Genomic DNA, 23957 nt, shown 5'->3' with positions numbered 1-23957 from the left:
ATGCTGCCGCGCTTCTTCATCCATCGCCCGGTATTCGCCTGGGTCCTGGCGATCTGCATCATGGCCTTCGGCACCATCGCGGTGACCCAGCTGCCGGTGGAGCAGTACCCGGACATCGCACCACCACAGGTCAACATCACCGCGAACTACACCGGTGCCTCGGCGCAGACGGTGGAAGACAGCGTCACCCAGGTGATCGAACAGCAGATCAAAGGCATCGACCACCTGTTGTATTTCTCGTCCACCAGTTCGTCATCGGGGCAGGCGCGCATCACGGTCACCTTCGACCAGAGCGCCAACCCCGATATCGCCCAGGTGCAGGTGCAGAACAGCGTCAACCAGGCCATCAACCGGCTGCCGCAGGAAGTGCAGCAGCAGGGCGTGACGGTAGCCAAATCGCAGGGCGATTCGCTGATGGTGGTCTCGCTGTACGACACCAGCCGGCGCATGGAGCGCGTGGACGTCTCCGATTTCCTGGTCAGCAACGTGCAGGACCCGATCAGCCGCATTCCCGGTGTCGGCGAGATCAACGTGTTCGGCTCGGCTTACGCAATGCGCGTGTGGCTGGACCCGCACAAGCTGCGCGCCTATGACCTGATGCCGTCGGACGTGCGCGCCGCGATCCAGGCGCAGAACACCCAGGTGACCGCCGGCGAACTCGGCGCGATGCCCTCCAGCCCGACGCAGAGCCTCAACGCTACGGTGACCGCGCAGTCGCGCCTGCAGACCCCCGAGCAGTTCCGCGCGATCATCCTGCGCACGCTGCCCAATGGTGCTGCGGTGTTGCTGGGTGACGTCGCACGGGTCGAGATCGGCGCGGAGAACTATCAGACCAGCAGCTATCTCAACGGCTATCCGGCGGCCGGCTTCTCGGTGACCCTGGCCTCGGGTGCCAACGCATTGGCCACCGCCGACGCGGTGCGCGCGGAGATCGAACGGCTGCGGCCGACTTTCCCGCCCGGCCTGCAGGTGGCCTACCCACGTGACAGCACACCGTTCGTGCGGGTCTCGATCGAGGGGGTCATCCATACCCTGATCGAAGCCATCGTGCTGGTGGTGGTGGTGATGTTCCTGTTCCTGCAGAACCTGCGCGCCACGCTGATCCCGGCGATTACCGTGCCGGTGGTGCTGCTGGGTACCTTCGGCGTGCTGGCCGTCGCCGGATTCACCATCAACACGTTGACGTTGTTCGCGATGGTGCTGGCGATCGGCCTGCTGGTCGACGATGCGATCGTGGTGGTGGAGAACGTGGAGCGCATCATCCACGACGAGCATCTGCCGCCGCGCGAAGCGACCGAAAAATCGATGGGCGAGATCACCGGTGCGCTGATCGGCATTACCGTGGTGCTGGGCGCAGTGTTCCTGCCGATGGCGCTGTTCGGTGGTTCCACCGGCATCATTTACCGGCAGTTCTCGATCACGATTGCATCTGCCATGGCATTGTCGGCGCTGGTGGCGCTGACGCTGACCCCGGCGCTGTGCGCGACCCTGCTCAAGCCGTCTTCGGCGCAGAAGCCACAGGGCCGCTTCTTCCGGGCGTTCAACCGGGGTGTCGAGCGCAGCCAGTTGGCCTACCAGGGAAAGCTCGGTGGCGTCGTCTCCCGGCCGCGGCGCTGGATGGCGTTCTACCTGCTGCTGGTGATCGCCATGGTCGCGCTGTATGCGCGGATGCCCACCGGCTTCCTGCCGGTGGAGGACCAGGGCCAGGTGACCTTCCAGTTCTCCACGCCGGAAGGCACACCGATGGCGCGTACCGAGGCGCTGGGCGAGCAGATCAGCCGCTACTTCATGGAGCACGAGAAGCAGAACCTGGACGTGGTGTTCGTGGTGGTCGGCCGCAACAATGCCGGCACCGGCCAGAACGCCGGGCAGGGCTTCCTCGCACTCAAGCCGTGGGATGAGCGCACGGGCGACAACACCGCTGCGGCGATCAGCACGCGAGCCAATGCCTACTTCCGCAGCTTGCCGGATGCCAAGGTCAATGTACTGGCACCGCCGGCGGTGCGTGGACTGGGTCAGTCCAGTGGTTTCGAACTGTGGCTGCAGGACACCAGTGCGGCCGGGCGCGTGGCCCTGCAGGCAGCGCAGGAACAGGTGGTGCGTGCGGCAGGCGAAGACGATGGGCTCACCTCGGTGCGCCTGAACGGCCTGGGTGACAAGGCCGAGCTGCGGCTGGACATCGACCATGCCCAGGCCAGCGCACTGGGCCTTGCCCAGGCCGACATCAATTCCACGTTGTCGGCGGCGTGGGGCGGCAGCTACATCAACGATTTCCTCGATCGCGGCCGGGTCAAGCGTGTCTACATGCAGGGCGACCAGCCCTACCGCAGCGTGCCCGACGACATCGGCCAGTGGTATGTGCGCGGTGGCAACGGGCAGATGGCGTCGTTCGCCAGCTTCGCCAGCAGCCACTGGGCGCGCGGGCCGCAGCTGCAGCAGCGTTTCAATGGCCTGCCGGCGATGCAGATCCAGGGCAGCGCCGCTGAAGGGCGCAGCTCGGGCGAGGCGATGCAGCGCATGCAGGCGCTGGTTGCCGATCAACCCGGGTTCGACCTGCAGTGGAGTGGCCTGTCCTACCAGGAACAGCTGGCCAGCAACCAGACGTTGTGGCTGTACACCGCCTCCATTGCTTTCATCTTCCTGTGCCTGGCAGCGCTCTATGAGAGCTGGACGGTGCCGGTGGCGGTGGTGCTGGTGATCCCGCTGGGCGTGATCGGTACGGTGCTGGCGACCACCGCGGCCGGGTTCGTCAACGACATCTACTTCCAGGTCGGTCTGCTGACCACCATCGGCCTGTCGGCCAAGAACGCGATCCTGATCGTGGAGTTTGCCGAGGCACGCTATCGCGCCGGGAGTTCGGCGGTGGAGGCTGCGCTGCAGGGCGCACGCCTGCGCCTGCGTCCGATCGTGATGACGTCGTTGGCCTTTGTGGCCGGTGTGATTCCGTTGGCATTGGCCACCGGTGCGGGTGCGGTCAGCCGTCGTGAAATCGGCATGAGCGTGATCGGCGGCATGCTCTCCGGCACTGTGCTGGCGGTGCTGCTGGTGCCGCTGTTCTTCGTGCTGGTGCGCCGCCTGGGACGTTCACGGCCGCAGGACTGAGGGGGGACGCGGCTGTCATCTGGCTGCCGCAGCACCCTCACCCGTTCTTTGCCCAGGTGTCGCTAGCGTAGGTCGTCCCCGTCCCCCACGGAGACCTGCCATGTGGCTGCTCGATCATCTCTGGCCCGGCCGCAGACCTGTTCCTCCCCCGGTCGCCGCCGAACCGCAGGCCACGCCCCGCCGGCCCTGGCTGAAACGCCCGGTGCGGGCCGGCCGCAGTGGCATGGCGCCGTGGCAGAAGGTCGCCGCGCCGCCGCGGCGCACGCGCCACTAAACGCCGCGGTCGGCCGGGTGGTTGACCCCGTCGTTGACCGGGATGATGCCCAGTGCAAATGGGTCGATGCCTTCCAGGCACGCCACGTTGTAACCGTACTGGTCGGGGTTGGAGCGGCGCCAGTGGTGGGTGTAGATGCCGCACACACCGCAGAAGTAGTGCTCGGCTACATGGGTGTTGAACTGGTACAGCTGCAGGTGATTCTGCCCGCGCACCACGTGCAGGCCCTGGCGGGTGACGCTGGCGGCAATGGCGCCACGGCGCCGGCACATCGAGCAGTCGCAGCGGCGGGGATCGACGATGCCGTCCGGCAGGTCCAGCAGCAGCTCGACCGTGCCGCAGTGGCAGGTCGCGCGGTGCTGGGGTTGGACCGGAACGCCGGCCACGGAAGTGATGCCCATCGTTGCTCCTGTGAGGTGAACCTGGCCGCAAAGGCCGCCGCCAACGGTGCGCCGGCCTGCCTGAACGGTCCGTAGATGCCATGGTGAACCCGCTTGTGGCTAACTATGCGGCTTCAAGACCGCGACAGGATGCCAGTGAAAGCCGCAGGACGATGGATGACAGGAAGTGCCATGGCGCTGCTGGCGCTGTGGGTGACCGGGCTGCTGACCTATCAGTTGCCGGGGCCGGGCTGGCTGGCCACCGGCGTCGCCGGGCTGTGGCTGCTGGTTGCGCTGTGGGCGTCGTGGCGGGTCGCGCGGGGCCGTGCCTCGCGCCGACTGGGCCTGGCCTTCGGGGCATCGCTGGCACTGGCCGGCCTGTGGTGGCTGCTGCTGACCCCGCGCCAGGACCGGCTGTGGGCCGATGACGTGGCCCAGCGTCTGCACGTGGTGTCCTTCGATGGCCGCCACGTCGTGCTGGACAACGTGCGCGATTTCCGCTGGCGCACCGAAACCGACTACGACGCACACTGGGTGCGCCGCGAGTACGACCTGGACCAGCTGCGCTCGGCCGACCTGGTGCTGTCGTACTGGATGGGCCCGGCGATCGCCCACACGCTGATCTCGTTTGGTTTCGAGGACGGTCGCCACGTGGTGTTCTCGCTGGAGATCCGCAAGGAGCGCGGTGAGTCGTTCTCCGCGCTGGGCGGCTTCTTCCGCAAGTTCGAGATGACGCTGGTGGCTTCGGAGGAGACCGACATCATCCGCACCCGCACCAATGCGCGTGGCGAAGATGTCTACCTGTACCGCCTGCACGGCATGGACCGCGCGCAGCTGAAGGAACTGTTCGCTGCGTACATCGAACAGGCGCGTGAACTGGATGCCAAGCCGGGCTTCTACAACACGTTGACCAGCAACTGCACGACCATCGTCTTCGACCTGGCCCGCCACATCGCACCGCGCCTGCCGCTGGATTACCGCCTGCTGCTGTCCGGTTACCTGGCCGAGTACGCGCAGGAGGTCGGTGCGCTCACGCCGGGCGTGCCGTACACCGAGCTGCATGCCAAGGGCCGCATCACCCAGCGCGCGCTGGATCTCGGTGATGGCGCCAATTTCTCCACCGCAATCCGCCAGGGCGTGCCCGGCACCGAGCAGGACCCGCAGTAATGACCCAACTCTTTCTGACCCGCTGGCAGCGCCTGCTGCCGGTGTTGTTCGCCGCCTTTCTGCTGCTGGGCAGCAGCGGCTGTGCGATGGTCACCGTCAAGCAGGTCAAGTCCAGCGATTCGCTGGTCAACAAGCGCGCGGATGTGCTCAACACCGGCAAGCTCAGCCCGGCCGCGCGCGAAACGCTCAGCGCAGCAGGCCTGGATGAGTCGCAGTGCGAGAAGGACTTCCTGGTCTGCCGCAGCACGCTGCTGATGACCGATGACCTCAATGTCGAGCAGCGGCTGTCGGCGCTGTCCGAATTGTGGGTGAAGGCCGCGCTGGCGATGACGCCGAAGAAGACGGCTGCCGGCGACCCGCCGATGAGTGATGCGGCATTGGATGCCTGGCTGGAAGCCGCGCGCTATGCCTATGCCTACCTGTTCTACAGTGGCCGCTCACCGTCCGACCGTGCCTTCGAGGATCGTCAGACGCAGGTGCGCGACTACTACAACTACGCGGCCGAGAAGGCGGCGGTGGTGCTGTTCGTGCGTGCGCGTGCAGCGGCACTGGCCGGCGAGGACTACACGAAGCCACTGACCGTGGGCAGCTGGTCGCTGGCGTCCAATTACCAGCAGCTGGGCCTGAAGAGCATTCCCGCGCAGCTGGTTCCGGCGGGAACGGTCAGCTTCGTCGGCCTGCGCAGCACCTATCGCCGCGATGGCTTCGGTGCCGAGCTGGTGATGGTGATGGATCCGCCGAAGCTGGTCGCGCCGGTGATCGCACCGGATGGCCCAAAGGCTGAAACCGCGCAGGACGACGAGGACGACGAGCGTCGCGGTCGCCGTCATCGCCATGACGATTCGGTGCCCGAGTTCAGTGAGATGTCCTCGATCAACGTCACTGCGCTGCTGCGGTTCGAAGGCAGCAGCCTGGACGACGTGATGCGCACGCGCCGGGTCGAACTGGATGCCTATTCGCCCGAAGCCACCGAGCGCATCACCCTGCACGGTGAACAGGTGCCGCTTGCCGGAAACTTCACCGCTGCCTATGGCTTGTGGCTGGCGCAGAGTGGCTTCGCGCGGCAGTCGCTGCGCACCCTGTTCGGCATGAGCGAGGGCATCGGCGAGCCGCATATCTACCTGATGCAGCCGTGGGATCCGAACCGCCGCATCATCTTCATGCTGCACGGTCTGGCCAGCAGCCCGGAAGCGTGGGTGAACCTGGCCAACGAAATCATGGGTGATCCCGAGCTGCGCCAGCAGTTCCAGGTGTGGCAGGTCTACTACCCGACCAATGCGCCGATCGCGTTGAACCGGTATGAGATCGCCAACGCGTTCAACGACACGCTGAAGCATTTCGATCCCAGCGGCAGCACGCGTGCGTCGAAGGACATGGTCTACATCGGCCACAGCATGGGTGGCGTACTGGCGCGGCTGCTGGTGAGCGATTCCGGCGACGTGCTGTGGAACGACCTGCTGGCCAACTACGATCTGAAGGGTGAACGGTTGAAGCGGGTGCAGAACAAGCTGGGGCCGCTGCTGCATTTCAAGGCACAGCCGAACGTGGAGCGTGCGATCTTCATCGCTGCCCCGCACCAGGGCACCGATATCGCAGGCAACAAGGTCGGGCGCCTGATCGGCCGCCTGGTGCGGCTGCCGCTGACCATCCTCGGCAAATTCGAGGATGTGTTCCTGGCGCTGGCGCAGGCCGAGCAGCAGGTCGACGGTACCGCCAAGCCGAAGATTCCCAACAGCATCGACAACCTCAAGGCCAGCGACCCGTTCGTGAAGGCCGCCGCGCAGCTGCCGATTGAAGCCGGCCTGAAGTACCACTCGATCATTGCCCAGCGCAAGCCGGAGCTGCCGGTGGAGAAGTCCGATGATGGGCTGGTGCCGTACTGGAGCGCACATCTGCCGGGTGCGCTGTCGGAGAAGGTGATCATCTCCGGCCACAGCGTGCAGGAAACCCCGCAGGCGGTGCTGGAGGTGCGGCGCATCCTGCATCGCGACATCGATGACATGGGCGCCGCGACCAGGTAGTGCCGGCCGCTGGCCGGCATCATCACGGCATTCCTGCGTGGGGGGGGGGTGGCGGGCCCCGGCCGGCCCAACCGCCGACTGTTGTGCGGGCGGGCGGGCGGCGCCAAAACTCCGTTCTGGGGGGGGGGGGGGGGGGGGGCCGCCCCCCCCCCGCCACTACCGAGCGCTGCCGCGCTACACCCGCCGCGCGATCACCGTGGCCAGCAGCGCCAGGCCGAAGGTGATCGCCAGGCACAGCACGTAGCCGGTGTGGGGTGCGTTTTGCACGAACAGCGCGAACAGTGCGCCGGAAACCGCCAGCGCGGTGGTCACCGACAGCGCCTCGCTCAGCTGCAGTGCTGAGGTGTTGGCACCCTGCTCGTGCGGTGCGGACAACGACAGCGTCAGCACCGACAGGCTGGCGTAGATCATGCCCATGCCGAAGCCGGTCATGGCCCAGCCGACCAAGGCCACCGGCAGCGGCACCGCATTGAACAGCACGGCCAGGGTGGCGGCGATACCGATCGTCATCAGCGGCGTGCCCATGCGCAGCAGCTGCTGGCGCGACCAGCCACGCTGCTGGTGGCCCTGCAGCCATGAACCGGCGAACCAGCCCAGTGCGCCAAGACTGAGCACGGCACCGGCCCAGCTGGGCGAGAGCCCACGTTCGCGCTGCAGCAGTAGGGGCAGGTAGGCCTCGCAGGCGAAGAATGCGGCCGCCGCGACACCGCGCAGCGCGATCACGCTGGGCAGTCCGCGGCGCAGGATCAATGTGCCGGCCGGCAGCAGGCGGTGCACGCAGAACAGCAGGGCCAGCAGCGCTGCGCCAATGCAGAGCAGGGCGGGCAGGCCGCGCTGCTGGCCACCGAAGTACAGCAGCAGCGCCGCCAGCGAGGCGCCGCTGGCCCAGCGCACCACGTTGCCGCGACCCTCGTCTCTGTTTCCTGCGTCGGTCGGTTGCATGCGCGCCAGCGCCGGGCGCAGCAGCAGTGCGGCCGGGACCGCCAGCAGTGGTACCGCCAGGAACACCCAGCGCCAGCCGAGATGCTGCACGATCAACCCGCTCAGCGCGGGGCCGATCATCGACGGCACCACCCAGCCGGCCGAGAACGCGGCGAATACCTTCGGGCGCAGGTGCTCGGGGTAGCTGCGCCCGACCATCACATACAGTGAAACCGAGATCGCGCCCGCACCCAGGCCCTGCAGCAGTCGGCCCGCAACCAGCATGCCCATGCGCATCGCGAATCCAGCCAGCAGCAGGCCCAGCACGAAGCAGGCCAGCCCATACCACAGAGGACGCGCCGGCCCCTGGCGGTCGGCCCAGCGCCCGGCCAGGGTCATGCCGATCACGCTGGTGGCCAGGGTGCCGCCGAAGGCCAGCGCATACAGGCGCAGGCCGTCCAGCGCCTCGGCCACGGTGGGCATGGCGGCCGCCACCGCCAGGGCTTCGAAGGCATGCAGCGCCACCAGCGCCACCATGCCGATGGTGGTGGCGCGGTAGCGCGAGGACAGGATCGACGTATCGGACGGCGCGATGGCGTCGGCGGGCGAGAGGGTCGGGGGCATACGGGTCAGATGCGGGCCGCGCTTGTCAACTGGCGGCGAAGATAGCAGCATGGCACCTCAACAGCAGTTGAGGTCAAGCAATGGTGTCCCAGGAACTGAGCGTGGGCGAAGTCGCCGAGCGCAGTGGCGTGGCGGTTTCCGCGCTGCATTTCTACGAGCGCAAGGGGCTGATCAGCAGCCTGCGCACCTCGGGCAACCAGCGCCGCTACAGCCGCGACGTGCTGCGCCGGCTGGCTGTGATCCGCGTGGCGCAGCGCGTGGGCATGCCGCTGGAAGCGGTCGGCCGAGCCTTTGAAAGCCTGCCAGAGGGCCGCGCGCCGACCAAGGCCGATTGGGCCAAGCTGTCCGCGCGCTGGCGCACCGAGCTGGAAGAACGCATCCACATGCTGCAACTGCTGCGCGACGAACTGACCGGCTGCATCGGCTGCGGCTGCCTGTCGCTGCAGCGCTGCCGCCTGGCCAACCCGGGGGATGTGCTCGGCGAGCGCGGCGACGGCCCGATGCGCTGGGAGTGAACCCCGAAAAGGGGACGGAGGGGATTATGTCGTTTGTGCATTAACGACTTAATCCCCTCCGTCCCCTTTTTTCTTACCAGACCGTGATCGTCTCGCCGCTCTGGATGCCTTCCACCGCGCGCTGGAAGGCCAGCGCCGCGCGCTGCGCGCTCACCGCTTCGAAGCCTGGGAAATAGGGGCCGTAAGCCGCCATCGACTCGATCAGCACGTTCGGGCTGACCACGTTGACGCGCAGGCCACGGGGCAGCAGCTCGAGTGCGGCGGCACGCACGAAGCCTTCCAGTGCGGCATTCACCGAGGTGGCGTTGACGCCATCGCGGATCGGCTGTGCGCTGACGATGCCGCTGGTCAGGGTGATCGAACCGCCGGCGTTGAGGTGGTGCTGCGCGGCCAGTGCCAGCCGCACCTGGCCCAGCAGCTTGTCCTGCAGGCCGAGGTTGAACTGCTCGGGCGTCATCTCCTGCAGCGGGCCGAAGTGCAGCTTGCCAGCGGTTGAGATCACCGCATCGACCGGGCCGGTACGCGCGAACAGTTCGGCGACGCTGGCGTCGTCGGTCAGGTCGACGCGCAGCTCACCGCTGTTGCGGCCGGCGGCGAGGATCTGATGCTGCTGGCCGAGCTGGTGGGCGACTGCCTGGCCGAGGGTGCCGCTGGCACCGACGAGGAGGATCTTCATGGCCGTTCCTTGCGAGAGGGGGGAATGGGCGCAGTCTGCGCCCTCACAGTGGGGTTAGGTAAGCGGCGTATGCTTCGCAGATTCCTAACTCTGGATTAGCAATGGATACCCTTCGCTGCATGCAGGCCTTCGTGGCGGTCGCTGAGCGTGGCAGCTTCGCCGGCGCTGCCGAACAGCTGCAGGTCTCGGCGGTGATGGTCGGCAAGTACATCCAGCAGCTGGAGGCGCACCTGGGCACTGCGTTGCTGCAACGGAACACCCGCCGCCAGCGCCTGACCGAAGCCGGCAGCGCCTACCTGGCCGGGTGCCGGCAGGTGCTGGAGCAGGTGCAGCAGGCCGAGGCCGACGTGGCCGGCCTGCAGGTTCAACCTCGCGGACTGCTGCGGGTCAGCGCGCCAACCACCTGGGGCAGTTGCGTGCTGGCGCCACGACTGGCCGGCCTGCTGCGCGCGCAGCCGCAGTTGAACATCGAGCTGGACCTGAGCAACCGCCGCGTGGACCTGATCGAGGATGGCTTCGACGTGGCGATCCGCGTTGGGCCGCTGCCATCGCAGGAGGTGGTGGCGCGGCCGCTGCCGCCGTATGCAATGAGCCTGTGTGCGGCACCGTCGTACCTGCGCCGGCGCGGCACGCCGCGCACGCCCGCGGATCTGCAGGGGCATGATTGCCTCAGTCACCTGGCCTGGCGCGGCGGCCATGGTTGGCAGCTGGCCAACGGCGAACAGGTGGATTGGGAGGCGCGGTTGACCTGCAACGATGGTGTCGCGTTGCGCGAGGCCGCCGTGGCCGGGGCCGGGCTGGTGCTGCAGCCGACCGCGCTGCTGGCCGGCGAGATCGCGGCCGGGCGGTTGAAGCCGCTGCTGCGTGACTACCTGCCCGAACCACGGCCGATGCACCTGATCTACCTGCGGGATCGACGGCCGCGTCCGCGCTTGCAGTGTTTCGTCGATTTCGTCATGGCCACATTGGGGCATTAGAGCTGCACTGCGGTGGGTGCCGACCGTTGGTCGGCACACCTGTTTCAATCATTCGCCGCAGACAACTCCTGCCCGCGCACCTGCGCGGCGCGCAACGCGGTGTCCACCAGCGCCTCGAAGCCACCGGCCTGGAAGCTCTCGATCGCGGCCTGGGTGGTGCCGTTCGGCGAGGTCACGCGCCGGCGAAGCTCGGCCGGGCTTTCACCGGCCTCGTCGAGCATGCGCGATGCACCCAGCAGGGTCTGCACCACCAGCGTGCGCGCGGCGTCGGCCGGCAGGCCCTGGGCGATACCCGCCGCTTCCATGGCTTCTGCCAGCAGGAATACGTAGGCGGGGCCGCTGCCGGATACGGCAGTCACCGAATCCATCAGCGCCTCACTATCGATCCACACCGTGCGCCCGGCACTGGCCAGCACCTGTTCGGCGCGTGCGTGCTGCTGCGCATCCACCGACGCGGTGGCGTACAGGCCGGTCACGCCGGCGCCGAGCAGGGCCGGCGTGTTGGGCATCGCGCGCACCACCGGCAGGTTCCCGCCCAGCCAGCGTTCCAGCTGCGCGCTGGTGATGCCGGCGGCGATCGACACCACCAGCGGCCGGTTCGCCTGCGCCAGCGCCTGCAGCGACTGGCACACATCGCGCAGTACCTGCGGCTTCACCGCCAGCAGCCAGGTGCGGCCCTGGGCGGCGGCATCGGCGGCGTTGTCGTGTACCTGTACGTCGAAGTCCGCAGCCAGTGACTCGCGCAGTGCGGCAACCGGTTCGGCCACGTGGATGTGCGCGGCGGGCACGCCCTGGCGGATCAGGCCGGCGATCAGGCTGCGGGCCATGTTGCCGCCGCCGATGAAGGTGATGGAATCAACTGCCATGGAAGTCTCCTTGGAATATCAGGCCGGGCGCGGGCGCGCGCCGAACAGAGCGGTGCCGATGCGCACCAGGGTGGCGCCCTCGGCGATGGCTTCGGCGTAGTCGCTGCTCATGCCCATCGACAGCGTGTCGATCTGCGCGTGCTGGGCAGCCAGCGACTGGAAAAGTGTGCGCATGCGCACGAATGCATCCCGACGGCGCTCCGCTTCGGGCCACGGTGCGGGAATCGCCATCAGGCCACGCAGGCGCAGGGTGGGTTCGGCGGCGATCGCCGCGGCCAGTGCATCCAGTTCTTCCGGTGCACAGCCATGCTTGCTGGATTCGTCGTCGATGTTGACCTGGATCAGTACGTTCAGCGGGCCACGCGCGGCCGGGCGATGGCGTGCCAGTGCGGTCACCAGCTTGGGCCGGTCCACGCTCTGTACCCAGTCGAAGTGGCTGGCCACGGCATCGGCCTTGTTCGACTGCAGGTGGCCGATCAGGTGCCACTCCAGTTCAAGGTGCTGCAGCACCTGCATCTTGGCCAGTGCTTCCTGCACGTAGTTCTCGCCGAAGGCGTGCTGGCCCTGTGCGGCCAGCGCGGCCACAGCCTCGGCTGGCTGGGTCTTGGACACCGCCAGCAGGCGTGGATCGGGCCTGCCCGCGGCCTCGGCGGCGGCATGCAGGTTGCTCAGGATCTGGGGCAGGGGAGTGGCCACGTAACGCGTTCCGTTGAATCAGGAGGCTATACTGCCGCCCGGGGAAAGATCCTTCCAGTCGAAGCCGTTATTGGGGAGTAGCCGCTCATGGATATCGCCGAACTGCTGGCGTTTTCCGTAAAGAACAAAGCGTCCGACCTGCACCTGTCCGCAGGCCTGCCGCCGATGATCCGCGTGGACGGCGACGTGCGCCGGATCAACATCCCAGCCCTGGACCACAAGCAGGTCCACGCGCTGGTGTACGACATCATGTCCGACAAGCAGCGCCGCGATTACGAGGAATTCCTCGAAGTGGACTTCTCCTTCGAGATTCCGTCGCTGGCGCGCTTCCGTGTGAACGCGTTCAACCAGAACCGCGGCGCCGGTGCGGTGTTCCGTACCATTCCGTCCGAGGTGCTCACCCTCGAGGACCTGGCCTGCCCGCCGCTGTTCCGCGAAGTGATCCAGCAGCCGCAGGGCCTGATCCTGGTGACCGGCCCGACCGGTTCGGGCAAGTCGACCACGCTGGCGGCGATGATCGACTACATCAACAAGAACGAATACGGCCACATCCTCACCGTCGAGGATCCGATCGAATTCGTGCACACCTCGCAGAAGTGCCTGATCAACCAGCGCGAAGTGCACCGCGACACGCATGGCTTCAACGAAGCCCTGCGCTCGGCACTGCGTGAGGACCCGGACATCATCCTGGTCGGCGAACTTCGCGACCTGGAAACCATCCGCCTGGCGCTGACCGCCGCGGAAACCGGCCACCTGGTGTTCGGCACCCTGCACACCAGTTCGGCGGCCAAGACCATCGACCGTATCATCGACGTGTTCCCGGCCGGCGAAAAGCCGATGGTGCGTTCGATGCTGTCCGAGTCGCTGCGTGCGGTGATCTCGCAGGCACTGCTGAAGAAGGTCGGTGGCGGTCGTACCGCTGCGTGGGAAATCATGGTCGGCACCCCGGCCATCCGCAACCTGATCCGCGAGGACAAGGTGGCGCAGATGTATTCGGCCATCCAGACCGGCCAGCAGTACGGGATGATGACCCTGGACCAGCACCTGCAGGACCTGGTCAAGCGCAGCCTGATCACCCGCAACCAGGCCCGCGAGTACGCCAAGGACAAGCGCCTGTTCGAGTAAGGCGGGACAGCAACGGGACGGCGTGCGCCAGTGCGCCGCCGTACCCGCGCCGTTTCCTCCACCGACCGTTTCCTGGTACATGCCCCATTGGGAGCCCGCCGTGAACACCACCGCGACCACCATCGATTTCACTTCGTTCCTCAAGCTGATGGCGCACCAGCGCGCCTCGGACCTGTTCATCACGGCCGGCATGCCGCCGGCGATGAAGGTCAACGGCAAGATCTCGCCGATCACGCAGACCCCGCTCACGCCGCAGCAGAGCCGCGACCTGGTCCTCAACGTGATGACCCCGGCGCAGCGCGAGGAATTCGAGAAGACCCACGAGTGCAACTTCGCCATCGGCCTGTCCGGTGTCGGCCGTTTCCGCGTCAGCTGCTTCTACCAGCGCAACCAGGTCGGCATGGTGCTGCGTCGCATCGAGACGCGCATTCCGACCGTGGAAGAGCTGAGCCTGCCGCCGATCATCAAGACGCTGGCGATGACCAAGCGCGGCATCATCCTGTTCGTCGGTGCCACCGGTACCGGTAAGTCGACCTCGCTGGCAGCGATGATCGGCTACCGCAACCAGAACTCGACCGGCCACATCATCACCATCGAAGACCCGATCGAATTCGTGCACAAGCACGAAGGCTGCATCATCACCCAGCGCGAAGTCGGCATCGATACCGACAGCTGGGAAGCCGCGCTGAAGAACACCCTGCGCCAGGCGCCCGATGTGATCATGATCGGCGAAGTGCGTACCCGCGAAGGCATGGACCACGCCATCGCGTTTGCCGAAACCGGCCACCTGGTGCTGTGCACCCTGCATGCCAACAACGCCAACCAGGCGATGGACCGCATCGTCAACTTCTTCCCGGAAGATCGTCGCAACCAGTTGCTGATGGATCTGTCGCTGAACCTGAAGGGCGTGGTTGCGCAGCAGCTGGTGCCGTCGCCCGATGGCCGCTCGCGCAAGGTGGCGATGGAGATCCTGCTGGGCACGCCGCTGGTGCAGGACTACATCCGCGACGGCGAGATCCACAAGCTGAAGGAAGTGATGAAGGATTCGGTCCAGCTGGGCATGAAGACCTTCGACCAGAGCCTGTTCGAGCTGTACCAGGCCGGCGAGATCAGCTACGAGGACGCGCTGCGCTACGCCGATTCGCAGAACGAGGTGCGCCTGCGCATCAAGCTCAGCCAGGGCGGCGACGCACGTACTCTGTCGCAGGGGCTGGATGGCGTGGAGATTTCCGAGATCCGGTGACTGGACGGGCGCCTGCGGGCGCCTCCTGCTCCGGGATGACCGCAGCGCCGGATGCACGCCGGCGTGAACCTGCCAGGGAGGCCTGCATGCGTGTAGCTGCGAGCGTGATACTGGCCATCGCGGTGCTGCTGCAGGCCGGCTGTGCCCGCCCGCCCGAGCACGCGGCTCCTGTGGCGATGGCGGGCTGCGGTGATCCGCAGGCACAGGCCTGGTATCTGCTGCCGCTGCCTGCGGTGGAGCCTAGCGACGACCGGCCTCCCTTCATCGATTTCACCGGGTTTGCGAGGGCGGCCTACGTTGCCCGGTTGCGGGATCTGGGTGACTTGCCAGAGCCGTCGTTCCGCTGTGGCAGCGTACCGGTCCAAGCGTATCGCTTCATCTGGGATCCTGCGTTCTTCCCGGGCGTGGTCATACGTGCGCAGCGCAACGCAGCCGGCCAGGCGTGGATCGTCGGGCGCAGTGCACGCGATTTCGAGATTCCCGGATCGTCGCCTGGGCGTCCATCCAGCGTCATCAAGGGCGGCACGTGCGCTCCACCGCGCGCGCTGAGTGTGCAGGAATGGAAGGCCATCGCCGCCGCGTTTTCGCTGTTGCAGGGCGAAGACTCGAGCGCTGGGCTTGATGGCTCATCGTGGATGTTCGAGTCCGTGGTGGACGGCGAGCAGCGTTGGTTCGCGCGATGGGTGCCGCGGGATCCGGCGTTCCGCAACACTGGCAGGATGATGGTGGAACTGGCGGGGTGCACTGACACCCTGCAGGGCATGGAATGACCGGCGCGCCGCCGATTGATGAATTCCAGTCATGACCGACTGCCATCCAGTCGGTTCAATCCACCGCCAGTGCAGGCGTATCGTCAGCGCTCCCCCTCTGGAGCACGACGATGCAGACACGTGAACTCGGCCGCAGCGGCCTGAAGGTTTCCGCCCTCGGCCTGGGCTGCATGGGCCTGAGCCATGGCTACGGCCAACCGGTGGAGCGCAGCCAGGGCATCGCCCTGCTGCAGGCCGCCGTCGAGCGTGGGGTGACCTTCTTCGACACCGCCGAAGTGTATGGCCCGTACACCAACGAAGATCTGCTCGGCGAGGCGCTGGCACCGTACCGCGACAGGCTGGTGATCGCCACCAAGTTCGGTTTCAAGGATGCCCGCGTCGATACCGGCCTGGACAGTCGCCCGGAGAACATCCGTGCGGTGGCCGAGGCCAGCCTCAAGCGCCTGCGCACCGACCATATCGACCTGTTCTACCAGCACCGCGTCGATCCCAACGTGCCGATCGAAGATGTGGCCGGCACCGTGCGCGACCTGATCGCCGAAGGCAAGGTCGGCCACTTCGGCCTGTCCGAGGCCAGCGCCGCCACCGTGCGCCGTGCGCATGCGGTGCAGCCGGTCGCCGCCGTGCAGAGCGAGTACTCGCTGTGGTGGCGCGAGCCGGAGCGCGAACTGCTGCCGACCCTGCAGGAACTGGGCATCGGCTTCGTGCCGTTCAGCCCGCTCGGCCGCGGCTTCCTGACCGGCGCGATCAACGCCGACACCACCTTCGACGCCAACGACTTCCGCAACACCGTGCCGCGTTTCGAAGTGGAAGCGCGTCGTGCCAACCAGGCGCTGGTCGACCGTATCAGCACAATCGCCGCTGCCCGTGGTGCCACCCCGGCGCAGGTGGCGCTGGCCTGGCTGCTGGCGCAGACGCCGTGGATCGTGCCGATCCCGGGCACCACCAAGGTCCATCGCCTGGAAGAAAACCTGGGCGCGGTCGACCTGCAGTTGGCACCGGAGGACCTGCAGCGCATCGCGCAGGCACTGGACGAAGTGTCGATCGTCGGCGAGCGCTACAACGCGCAGCGTGCGGCGCAGGCCAAGGGCTGATCACCAGGTGGGTGCGGGCTCCCATCATGGTGGGTGCGGATCGTTGGTGGTGGGTGCGGACCGTTGGTCCGCACTCCTCAACTCACCATCGGTCCGCGCAGCGCTTCAAGCACCGTGCGCATCGCCACGGTGACGTGGCGGCGCGATGGGTAATACGCGTAGTAGCCATCAAAGTGCGGGCACCAGTCGTCCAGCACCGACTGCAGGCGACCATCGTCCAGCATCGGCTGCACCTGGTCTTCCGGCAGCCAGGCCAGCCCGCTGCCGGCCAGTGCAGCCGCGCGGGTCATGCCCATGGTGTTGAAGGTCCATTGGCCGCTGACGCGCACGCTCAGTTCGTTGCCGTCCTGGCCGAAATCCCACGGCATCAGCCCGCCATGCGTGGGCAGGCGCAGGGTGACGCAGTTGTGATCTGCCAGCTCGTCCGGATGCCGTGGCACCACATGCTGGCGGAAGTAGCTGGGTGCACCGACCACGCGCATGCGCAGTGGCGGGCTGATCGGCACGGCGACCATGTCGCGCGCCAGCCGCTCGCCGAGGCGGATGCCGATGTCGTAGCGCTCGGCGACGATGTCGGCCAGCCCATAGTCGGCAGCCAGTTCCACCTTCAGGTCCGGATAGTGCTGCAGCAGCGGCGCCAGCCGCGGCCAGGCCAGGTACTCGGCGGCATGGCCGGTGGCGTTGATGCGGATGGTGCCGGCCGGGCGCTCGCGGTACTCGGCCAGTGCGGCCAGTTCGTCCTCGATCTCGGCCAGGCGTGGAGCGAGGGTCTCGAGCAGGCGGGCGCCAGCTTCGGTGGTGGACACGCTGCGGGTGGTGCGGGTCAGCAGGCGCACGCCCAGGCGCTGTTCAAGGCCGCGCATGGCATGGCTGAGCGCGGACTGGGAGACGCCCAGCTGGGCGGCTGCCCTGGTGAAGCTGCCCTCGCGGGCGACGTGGACGAAGGCCTGCAGGTCGTTGAGGTTTTCACGGGGCATGATTGGATGATACGGCCGGGCTGCGCCCGGCGCCTGCTTCAAGCCAAGGCAACGTCAACGTCAAATGCGTGCATTCCGTGGGATGGCGGGGTGGGTCCGGTTGAGGGGAACGCCGTAAATACGTCCATGTAGGCTCGGTCGCCGCTTGCTCGTGTGCGCTGTCCTGCGCACACGGCAAGACCGGGGTTGGGCGTCCTGCCCAACCCGCCCGAGGCATGCCTCGGGCCCATGCGGCTCACGCCCCCTCAACCGGACCCACCCCGCCTTCGACAGTTTCCCGCGAGCTGTTGGAACGGCATTCTGCTTTGGTGGGTGCAGACCGTTGGTCGGCACTGGGTCGGACGGACGTGTGGGGTTGTCGATTTCTGCGTCTGTGATTCGTCGAATGAGTGACTTCAACGGGAGCTGCACATGAGCACTGACACCAAGCCCAAGGGCCCGGCCTCGTACTTTCCCTCCATCGAGAAGACCTATGGTCAGCCGGTGGCGCACTGGTTCGGCCTGCTGGCGAAGCAGCCCGGCCTGAAACACATGGAGCTGGTCAGCTTCCTTAAAAGCGCGCATGGGCTGGGCCATGGCCACGCCAATGCGCTGGTGGCGCACCATCTGGCCGGGAAGGGATGAGGCAGGCAACGCTGCGCTGAACGGTCGTGTGGGGTCAGTCCACACAGTTTCCAGGGTCGGGCAGACTGGGCGTCCTTCCCGAGGCAGGACGCCCCCATGCAGGTCACGCTGGACGCGATCACCGTCGAGAACTACGAAGCCGTGTGCGATCTCGACGTCAGCGAGGCGCAGCAGGACTTCGTCGCTGGCAATACGTGGTCGCTGGTGCAGGCAGCATTCCATCCCGGCTACCAGACCCGTGCCATCCTGGCCGATGGCGAGCTGGTCGGGTTCTTCATGTGGGTGCCGGAGACGCCGCAGCGGACGTCGATCTGGCGCTTCATGGTCGATCAGCGCTGGCAGGGGCGTGGCATCGGGCGCCGCGCGCTGGAACTGGCGCTGGCGCAGATCCGGGATACGCCCGGCCTGGCCGAGATCGAGATCTGCTACAACCCGCACAATCCGGTGGCGGGCGCCTTCTATGGCAGCTTCGGTTTTGTCGAGACCGGCATGGACGATGATGGCGAGGACATGCTGGCCGTGCTGCCGGTGACGCTTCCGAAATAACCTGAATGGGCGAGCGCAGCTGAACGATTTCATCTGCAACTGTCATGCAGATCGTGTCTAATATCGCTCCCCACCTGCTGTTCCCCCACCCGTATGTCCCTTCCCGCCCATGGCTCCGCGCCGTGCGACGACGCTGACGGCCACCTGGTCACCGCCGGTCCGCTGACCCCACCGCCCGACAGTGCCGGCACCACCGCCGACGAAAAAGCGCTGCGCCACTCGATTGCCGAGGACGTGCAGGGCATGGTGCTGGCCACGATGGTGGCCTCGCTGGGCCTGGCCATCTTCGCCAAGGGCGGGCTGATGATCGGCGGCATGGCCGGCATGGCGTTCCTGCTGCACTACGCGATGGGCTGGAACTTCGGCCTGGTGTTCGTGCTGGTCAACCTGCCGTTCTACTGGGTGGCGCTGCGGCGCATGGGCTGGGAATTCACCCTGAAGACCTTCGCTGCGGTCACCGCCTGTGGCGTGCTGACCGACCTGTTGCCGCGCTGGATCGATTTCTCGCACATCAACCCGCTGTATTCGGCGATCGTCGGTGGTGCGTTGTCCGGCCTGGGCATCCTGTTCTTCATCCGGCACCGTGCCAGCCTCGGTGGTATCGGCATCCTGGCGGTGTACCTGCAGCGCACCCGAGGCTGGAGCGCGGGCAAGGTGCAGATGTCCTACGACGCCTGCCTGATGGTGGCCGCGTTCTTCGTGTTGTCGCCGTCGAAGGTGCTGTACTCGGCCATCGGCGCGGTGGTGCTCAGCCTGGTGCTGATGTTCAACCACCGCCCGGGCCGTTACATGGGCGTGTGACGATTCAACGGTAGTGGCGGGCGCCGGGCGGCCCGCCCCCCCCCCCCCCCGCCCGCCCCCGGGGGCGCCCGCCCCCCCCCCCCCACTACCGGGAGGCCTGCAACCACGGCGGCGACAGCGTCAGCAGCCGCGCGTGCACCGGGCAGTCCTCGGCGTGCGCACCGGGCAGGTAGCCCAGGCTCATCAGGAACTCACCGGTGATCTCGCCGCCGGTGAAGCGGAAGGTCTTCTTGAACAGCTTCACCCAGTCGGCCTTGCTGCGCGGATGGTGCGCGTCCAGCCAGCCCGCGAAGCTGCCGTGGCTGGCCCGCAGCTGCTGGATCACCTGCGCGTTGTGGATCGCCGCCAGCACCTTCAGCCGGTTGCGGATGATGCCCGCGTCCGACAGCAGCCGTTCGATGTCCTGCTCGGCGTAGGCTGCAACCCGATCCACATCGAAGCCGTCATAGGCCGAGCGGAAGCCCTCGCGCTTCTTCAGGATGGTCTCCCAGCTCAGCCCGGCCTGGTTGATCTCCAGCACCAGCCGCTCGAACAGCTCGCGCTCGTCACGCTGCGGGAAGCCGTATTCGTTGGCGTGGTAGTAGTCGTGCACCGGATGGCCCGGGGCGATGAGGCAGTAACCGCTCATGGAGAAGACTCGTTGGATTCGGGTTCGGGATCGATGGTCACCGCGGGGCGTCCGCCGATGGACAGCATCGGCCAACGCGGCGGTTCGAGAGTGAGTTCGCCATCACGCAGGGCCTGGTTGATCGCCTCGGCCTGGCCGCTGACGGTGCCGAACAGCGAACCGGCCCGGCGCCAGTGGGCATCCCTGCCACGTGCGTACAGCACGCAGTCCGGGCCACGGTGGGTGTACAGCTCGCACAGCAGCACTTCGCCGGTGCCATCGCCGTCCAGGTCGCGATGCACGATCAGGCAGTCGCGCTCGCTCTGGGCGCACGATTCGCCATTGATCGCGCGGGTGGCCAGCGCCTGCCACCAATCGTCCGGTGGCGAGCTGGATCCCTTGGCCAGCTTCAGCGCGCGCTGCAGGGCGGCGACATCCTGCGGGCCCTTGTCCAGGCGGGTGCCGCCGTCCCAGCGTGAGGTGCGTGCCAGCGCATCGGCGATCACCTGCGGCGCGTTGGCATCGGCGCGGGTCGCCGGATCGTCCTGCAGTCCGCGCAGCGCCTGCACGCCGCGGCGGCCGAGGTCGAAGCGCAGCACGTTGACGTCGCTGCTGGTGATCGCCGGCGGGTCTGCACGCAGCCGTGCCAACTGGCTGGACAGGGTCAGCCGCACCGGGTCCAGCAGCGGCGAGTTGCCCAGCAATGCCAGTGCCAGCACCGCCCAGCACATCCAACGGTTGACCGGCTCCAGCGTCTGCAGCCAGCGGCTCTGCCGGCGCAGCACCGCCAGCGCGTAGCCCACGGCATAGCCGGCCACGGCCAGCGCGATCAGCACCGCCCAGAACCGGTCCACGGTCCAGCCGTACTGCACCACGCGCAGGCCCAGTGCGTACAGCGCCAGTGCGGCGTAGACCGGCAGCGCCAGCAGGCTGGCTTCAACCAGCCGGCGCAGCAGCAGGGGGTAGGGCGCGGTGTCTTCCCCCTGCTGGTAGACCGCATTGGTGAACAACACCAGCAGCAGCGACAGCACCAGCAGCAGGCTGGCGGCCGAACGGGTCTTCCACAGCGGTTCCAGCCCGGTCAGCGGCAGGCTCAGCACGAACAGCACGGCGATGAACGAGAGCAGCGGCAGCAGCCCGCGGCAGATCGCGAACAGCACCTGGCGGGTGATCTGGATCGCGCGGTGCTGGGTGCGCCCGATCAGCACACCGAACCCGGCCAGGCTGCCGGTGGCCAGCGCAATGAACGCGTCCTGCCGGAACAGGTCGCGGAAGACGGTCACGTCCAGCAGCTGGAACAGCGCCGCCCACAGCCACAGCAGCAGCCAGGTCAGCCCGGTGAACAGTGCGGCGAGGGCCAGGGTCAAACCGTTCTGCCAGGCGCGCTCGAACAGCTCCGGATAGCTGGCGCGCCAATGCCCGTGCTGCAGCTGGAACTGCCACCAGGGCAGGGCCACGAACACCGCCACGGCCATGCCCAGGGTCAGCGGGAACTGCAGCGCGCCCGAATCCAGCGCGGTCTCGCCGTTGAGGTTCCAGCCAACCCAGGCGGCCAGCGCCAATACCACCGCTGAGCCGAACACGGCCTGCAGCCACAGGCGGCGCTGGCCCAGCTCGACCAGGCTCAGCGCCACCGCGCTGGGAATGGCCAGCACCCAGGCGTACCAGCAGTAGCGCCAGCCGATATCGCGGAACGGCCACGCATCGGAAAGTTCCTGCGCGGCATACAGCATCAGGCCCTGCAGCAGCGCGATCAGGACGATGGCGCTGCGTGCCGGCAGGGTCAGGGGCGATGAAGACTGCATCGATGACCTTCCATGGCAAAGCACCATCCTAGCCCATCGCTGTTCCGCGCCATCGCGCGACCATCCCGCCCCCAGCAGGTAGAATGGGCCCATGCCTGTAACGCCGACCTCCCTTGCCGATCACCTGCTCGTCGCGCTGCCGTCGCTGCTCGACGCGACCTTTGCCCGCAGCGTCGCGCTGATCTGCCAGCACGACGAGAACGGGGCGATGGGTGTGCTGGTCAACCAGCCTTCCGAGTACACGCTGGGTGAAGTGCTTGCACAGATGGACATCACCACCGGTGATGGCGACCTGCAGGCACGCATGGTGCTCAACGGCGGCCCGGTGCATCCCGAGCGCGGCTTCGTCATCCATGACGACGCGCGCGCATGGGATTCCAGCCTGACCGTGGGCGACGGCCTGTACCTGACCACTTCGCGCGACATCCTCGAAGCGATGGCGCGCGGCGAAGGCCCGGCCAATGCCGTGGTCACCCTCGGCTGTGCCGGTTGGGGCGCAGGGCAGCTGGAAAGCGAGCTGTCCGAGAACAGCTGGCTGACCGTGCCGGCCGATGCCGAGCTGGTGTTCCAGCTGCCGCTGGAGCAGCGTTGGCAGGGCGCGGCTTCGCGTATCGGCGTGGACCTGTTCCGCCTGACCGACTACAGCGGCCATGTCTGAGCCGGCGGCGCCCGCACCGGTTTCTCCTGCCCCGGCCATCCGCCGTGACGGCACCGTTCTGGGTTTCGATGTCGGCTCGCGGCGTATCGGCGTGGCCATCGGCAGTGCCTTCGCTGCGCATGCGCGTGCGGTGGCGGTGGTCGATGTGCACGGCAACGGCCCGGACTGGACCGCGATCGAACGCCTGCTCAAGGAATGGAAGCCCGACGGCCTGGTGGTCGGCGACCCGCTGACCCTGGACGGCCAGGACCAGCCCAACCGCAAGCGTGCGCAGGGCTTCGCCCGCCAGCTGCGGGAACGTTTCAAACTGCCGGTGGTGATGATCGACGAGCGTTCCAGCTCGGTCGAGGCCGCACGCCGCTTCGCTGTCGAGCGCGCCGAAGGGCGCAAGCGCCGCCGTGATGCGGCCGCCCTCGATGCCGTGGCCGCGGCGGTGATCATCGACCGCTGGCTGTCGTCGCCGGACGACGCCACCCCCATTCCCTGACTGCCCGACACCGCCATGACTGCCCAGCAACTCGATGCCTCCGGCCGCCTGCGCCACCTGCTGACCCTCGAAGGCCTTCCGCGCGACACCCTGCTGCAGCTGCTTGACCGGGCAGGGCAGATCCGCGACGCGGCGGTCGGTCGTGTCGGCAACAAGCGCCACGTGCTGGCCGGTTCGGCGGTGTGCACGCTGTTCTTCGAACCGTCCACGCGCACCCGCAGCTCGTTCCAGCTGGCTGCGCAGCGCCTGGGCGCCGACGTGCTGAACTTCGATGCCTCGACCTCGTCCACGCGCAAGGGCGAAACCGCCTGCGACACGCTGCGCAACCTGGAAGCGATGGGCGTGCGCGGCTTCGTGGTGCGCCACCCGGATGATGGCGCCGTGGCCGCACTGGCCGAAGCGGCGGGCGAGGGCACTGCACTGATCAACGCCGGTGACGGCCGCAGCGCGCACCCGACCCAGGGCCTGCTGGACATGCTGACCCTGCGCCAGGCCAAGGGCCCGGATTTCTCGAAGATGAAGGTGGTGATCGTCGGCGACGTGAAGCACTCGCGCGTAGCCCGCACCGACCTGCATGCGCTGCGTACGCTGGGCGTGGGCGAGATCCGCGTGTGCGGCCCGCAGTCGCTGCTGCCGGACGACGAGACCCTGAAGGGCTGCGTGGTCGGCGATGATTTCGACGCGATGCTGGAAGGCGTCGACGCGCTGATGATGCTGCGCCTGCAGCGCGAGCGCATGGAAGAAGGCCTGGTGCCGTCGCTGGAGCAGTACCACGCCCAGTACGGCCTGACCAACGAGCGCCTGGCCCGCGCCGGCAAGGATGCCGCGGTGCTGCATCCGGGCCCGATCAACCGTGGTGTGGAAGTGACCGACGAGGTGGCCGACGGCCCGCAGTCGTGGGTGCTGCGCCAGGTTGCCAACGGCGTCGCCGTGCGCATGGCCGTGCTGGAAACCCTGCTGGGCTGATTGCCCTGGTGGGTGCCGACCGTTGGTCGGCACAA

The 23957-nt window shown here is 67.4% G+C and carries 24 protein-coding genes; 16 read left to right on the top strand and 8 right to left on the bottom strand.

Annotated features, from left to right (window positions below; all coding sequences use genetic code 11):
* Window positions 1-3102 carry an efflux RND transporter permease subunit gene (locus ACJ7C5_RS05020; RefSeq protein WP_412703237.1) on the top strand — a complete coding sequence of 1034 codons (3102 nt, stop codon included), beginning with the start codon at window positions 1-3 and terminating at the stop codon, window positions 3100-3102.
* 100 nt (window positions 3103-3202) lie between these two features.
* A complete protein-coding gene (locus ACJ7C5_RS05015; RefSeq protein ID WP_176433120.1) occupies window positions 3203-3376 on the top strand; it encodes a hypothetical protein in 174 nt (57 codons plus the stop codon).
* On the opposite strand, the gene ACJ7C5_RS05010 is transcribed toward ACJ7C5_RS05015, so the two are convergent.
* On the bottom strand, window positions 3373-3777 hold the full coding sequence (locus ACJ7C5_RS05010; protein WP_412703236.1) for a GFA family protein: 405 nt from the start codon (window positions 3775-3777) through the stop codon (window positions 3373-3375). The genes ACJ7C5_RS05015 and ACJ7C5_RS05010 overlap by 4 nt on opposite strands.
* 156 nt (window positions 3778-3933) lie before the next feature.
* Here ACJ7C5_RS05010 and ACJ7C5_RS05005 point away from each other — a divergent pair, with 156 nt between their 5' ends.
* Window positions 3934-4923, top strand: a complete 990-nt coding sequence (locus ACJ7C5_RS05005; protein ID WP_412703235.1) for an Lnb N-terminal periplasmic domain-containing protein — start codon at window positions 3934-3936, stop codon at window positions 4921-4923.
* On the top strand, window positions 4923-6944 hold the full coding sequence (locus ACJ7C5_RS05000) for an esterase/lipase family protein (RefSeq protein ID WP_412703234.1): 2022 nt from the start codon (window positions 4923-4925) through the stop codon (window positions 6942-6944). Before ACJ7C5_RS05005 ends, ACJ7C5_RS05000 begins: the two co-directional genes overlap by 1 nt.
* A gap of 174 nt (window positions 6945-7118) precedes the next feature.
* Here ACJ7C5_RS05000 and ACJ7C5_RS04995 read toward each other — a convergent pair whose 3' ends face one another.
* Entirely contained in the window at window positions 7119-8489 is a 1371-nt protein-coding gene (locus ACJ7C5_RS04995) for an MFS transporter (RefSeq protein ID WP_412703233.1), read from the bottom strand.
* Between the two features lie 80 nt (window positions 8490-8569).
* Between ACJ7C5_RS04995 and soxR the strand changes: the two genes are divergently transcribed.
* Window positions 8570-9004 carry a redox-sensitive transcriptional activator SoxR gene (gene soxR, locus ACJ7C5_RS04990; RefSeq protein ID WP_088024856.1) on the top strand — a complete coding sequence of 145 codons (435 nt, stop codon included), beginning with the start codon at window positions 8570-8572 and terminating at the stop codon, window positions 9002-9004.
* Between the two features lie 73 nt (window positions 9005-9077).
* Here the strand turns inward: soxR and ACJ7C5_RS04985 are convergent, their stop codons facing one another.
* Window positions 9078-9680 (bottom strand): short chain dehydrogenase, encoded by a 603-nt coding sequence (locus ACJ7C5_RS04985; RefSeq protein WP_412703232.1) that lies wholly within the window; start codon window positions 9678-9680, stop codon window positions 9078-9080.
* A gap of 101 nt (window positions 9681-9781) precedes the next feature.
* Between ACJ7C5_RS04985 and ACJ7C5_RS04980 the strand changes: the two genes are divergently transcribed.
* A complete protein-coding gene (locus ACJ7C5_RS04980; RefSeq protein WP_412703231.1) occupies window positions 9782-10657 on the top strand; it encodes a LysR family transcriptional regulator in 876 nt (291 codons plus the stop codon).
* Window positions 10658-10701: 44 nt separating this feature from the next.
* Here the strand turns inward: ACJ7C5_RS04980 and proC are convergent, their stop codons facing one another.
* Together proC and ACJ7C5_RS04970 are read right to left on the bottom strand one after the other, a co-directional pair.
* Window positions 10702-11523, bottom strand: a complete 822-nt coding sequence (proC, locus tag ACJ7C5_RS04975) for a pyrroline-5-carboxylate reductase (protein ID WP_412703230.1) — start codon at window positions 11521-11523, stop codon at window positions 10702-10704.
* Between the two features lie 18 nt (window positions 11524-11541).
* Window positions 11542-12219, bottom strand: a complete 678-nt coding sequence (locus ACJ7C5_RS04970) for a YggS family pyridoxal phosphate-dependent enzyme (RefSeq protein ID WP_412703229.1) — start codon at window positions 12217-12219, stop codon at window positions 11542-11544.
* 87 nt (window positions 12220-12306) lie between these two features.
* Between ACJ7C5_RS04970 and ACJ7C5_RS04965 the strand changes: the two genes are divergently transcribed.
* The 4 genes from ACJ7C5_RS04965 (at window position 12307) to ACJ7C5_RS04950 (ending at window position 16451) form a co-directional block, all read left to right on the top strand.
* Window positions 12307-13344 carry a type IV pilus twitching motility protein PilT gene (locus ACJ7C5_RS04965; RefSeq protein WP_004147099.1) on the top strand — a complete coding sequence of 346 codons (1038 nt, stop codon included), beginning with the start codon at window positions 12307-12309 and terminating at the stop codon, window positions 13342-13344.
* A 100-nt stretch (window positions 13345-13444) separates the two neighbouring features.
* A complete protein-coding gene (locus tag ACJ7C5_RS04960; protein WP_005408369.1) occupies window positions 13445-14587 on the top strand; it encodes a PilT/PilU family type 4a pilus ATPase in 1143 nt (380 codons plus the stop codon).
* An 86-nt stretch (window positions 14588-14673) separates the two neighbouring features.
* Window positions 14674-15357, top strand: a complete 684-nt coding sequence (locus ACJ7C5_RS04955; RefSeq protein ID WP_412703228.1) for a hypothetical protein — start codon at window positions 14674-14676, stop codon at window positions 15355-15357.
* Window positions 15358-15467: 110 nt separating this feature from the next.
* Window positions 15468-16451, top strand: coding sequence for an aldo/keto reductase (locus ACJ7C5_RS04950; RefSeq protein WP_412703227.1), 984 nt, complete (start codon window positions 15468-15470; stop codon window positions 16449-16451).
* Between the two features lie 77 nt (window positions 16452-16528).
* Here ACJ7C5_RS04950 and ACJ7C5_RS04945 read toward each other — a convergent pair whose 3' ends face one another.
* On the bottom strand, window positions 16529-17428 hold the full coding sequence (locus ACJ7C5_RS04945) for a LysR family transcriptional regulator (protein WP_412703226.1): 900 nt from the start codon (window positions 17426-17428) through the stop codon (window positions 16529-16531).
* A 411-nt stretch (window positions 17429-17839) separates the two neighbouring features.
* Between ACJ7C5_RS04945 and ACJ7C5_RS04940 the strand changes: the two genes are divergently transcribed.
* The 3 genes from ACJ7C5_RS04940 (at window position 17840) to ACJ7C5_RS04930 (ending at window position 19399) form a co-directional block, all read left to right on the top strand.
* A complete protein-coding gene (locus ACJ7C5_RS04940) occupies window positions 17840-18052 on the top strand; it encodes a DUF4287 domain-containing protein (RefSeq protein ID WP_412703225.1) in 213 nt (70 codons plus the stop codon).
* 96 nt (window positions 18053-18148) lie between these two features.
* Window positions 18149-18598, top strand: a complete 450-nt coding sequence (locus ACJ7C5_RS04935) for a GNAT family N-acetyltransferase (protein ID WP_412703224.1) — start codon at window positions 18149-18151, stop codon at window positions 18596-18598.
* A gap of 93 nt (window positions 18599-18691) precedes the next feature.
* Window positions 18692-19399: a YitT family protein gene (locus ACJ7C5_RS04930; RefSeq protein WP_094002035.1), complete on the top strand. Its 708-nt coding sequence runs from the start codon at window positions 18692-18694 to the stop codon at window positions 19397-19399.
* 85 nt (window positions 19400-19484) lie between these two features.
* Here the strand turns inward: ACJ7C5_RS04930 and ACJ7C5_RS04925 are convergent, their stop codons facing one another.
* Window positions 19485-20027, bottom strand: coding sequence for a DNA-3-methyladenine glycosylase I (locus ACJ7C5_RS04925; protein WP_412703223.1), 543 nt, complete (start codon window positions 20025-20027; stop codon window positions 19485-19487).
* Window positions 20024-21811 carry a DUF4153 domain-containing protein gene (locus tag ACJ7C5_RS04920; RefSeq protein ID WP_412703222.1) on the bottom strand — a complete coding sequence of 596 codons (1788 nt, stop codon included), beginning with the start codon at window positions 21809-21811 and terminating at the stop codon, window positions 20024-20026. Before ACJ7C5_RS04920 ends, ACJ7C5_RS04925 begins: the two co-directional genes overlap by 4 nt.
* Window positions 21812-21902: 91 nt before the next feature.
* Between ACJ7C5_RS04920 and ACJ7C5_RS04915 the strand changes: the two genes are divergently transcribed.
* Genes ACJ7C5_RS04915 through ACJ7C5_RS04905 form a run of 3 tightly spaced genes read left to right on the top strand, consistent with a single transcriptional unit; the run spans window position 21903 to window position 23922 of the window.
* Window positions 21903-22469, top strand: coding sequence for a YqgE/AlgH family protein (locus ACJ7C5_RS04915; RefSeq protein ID WP_005408377.1), 567 nt, complete (start codon window positions 21903-21905; stop codon window positions 22467-22469).
* Window positions 22462-22956, top strand: coding sequence for a Holliday junction resolvase RuvX (ruvX, locus tag ACJ7C5_RS04910; RefSeq protein ID WP_106467267.1), 495 nt, complete (start codon window positions 22462-22464; stop codon window positions 22954-22956). Before ACJ7C5_RS04915 ends, ruvX begins: the two co-directional genes overlap by 8 nt.
* Before the next feature lie 15 nt (window positions 22957-22971).
* Window positions 22972-23922 (top strand): aspartate carbamoyltransferase catalytic subunit, encoded by a 951-nt coding sequence (locus ACJ7C5_RS04905; protein ID WP_032130186.1) that lies wholly within the window; start codon window positions 22972-22974, stop codon window positions 23920-23922.
* Window positions 23923-23957: the final 35 nt, after the last annotated feature.

The sequence above is a fragment of the Nocardiopsis yanglingensis genome, assembly GCF_045809185.1.
Classification (GTDB): Bacteria; Pseudomonadota; Gammaproteobacteria; order Xanthomonadales; family Xanthomonadaceae; genus Stenotrophomonas; species Stenotrophomonas yanglingensis.
The sequence above is the reverse complement of the archived record's forward strand: the minus strand, read 5'-3'. Positions and strand labels throughout refer to the sequence as shown.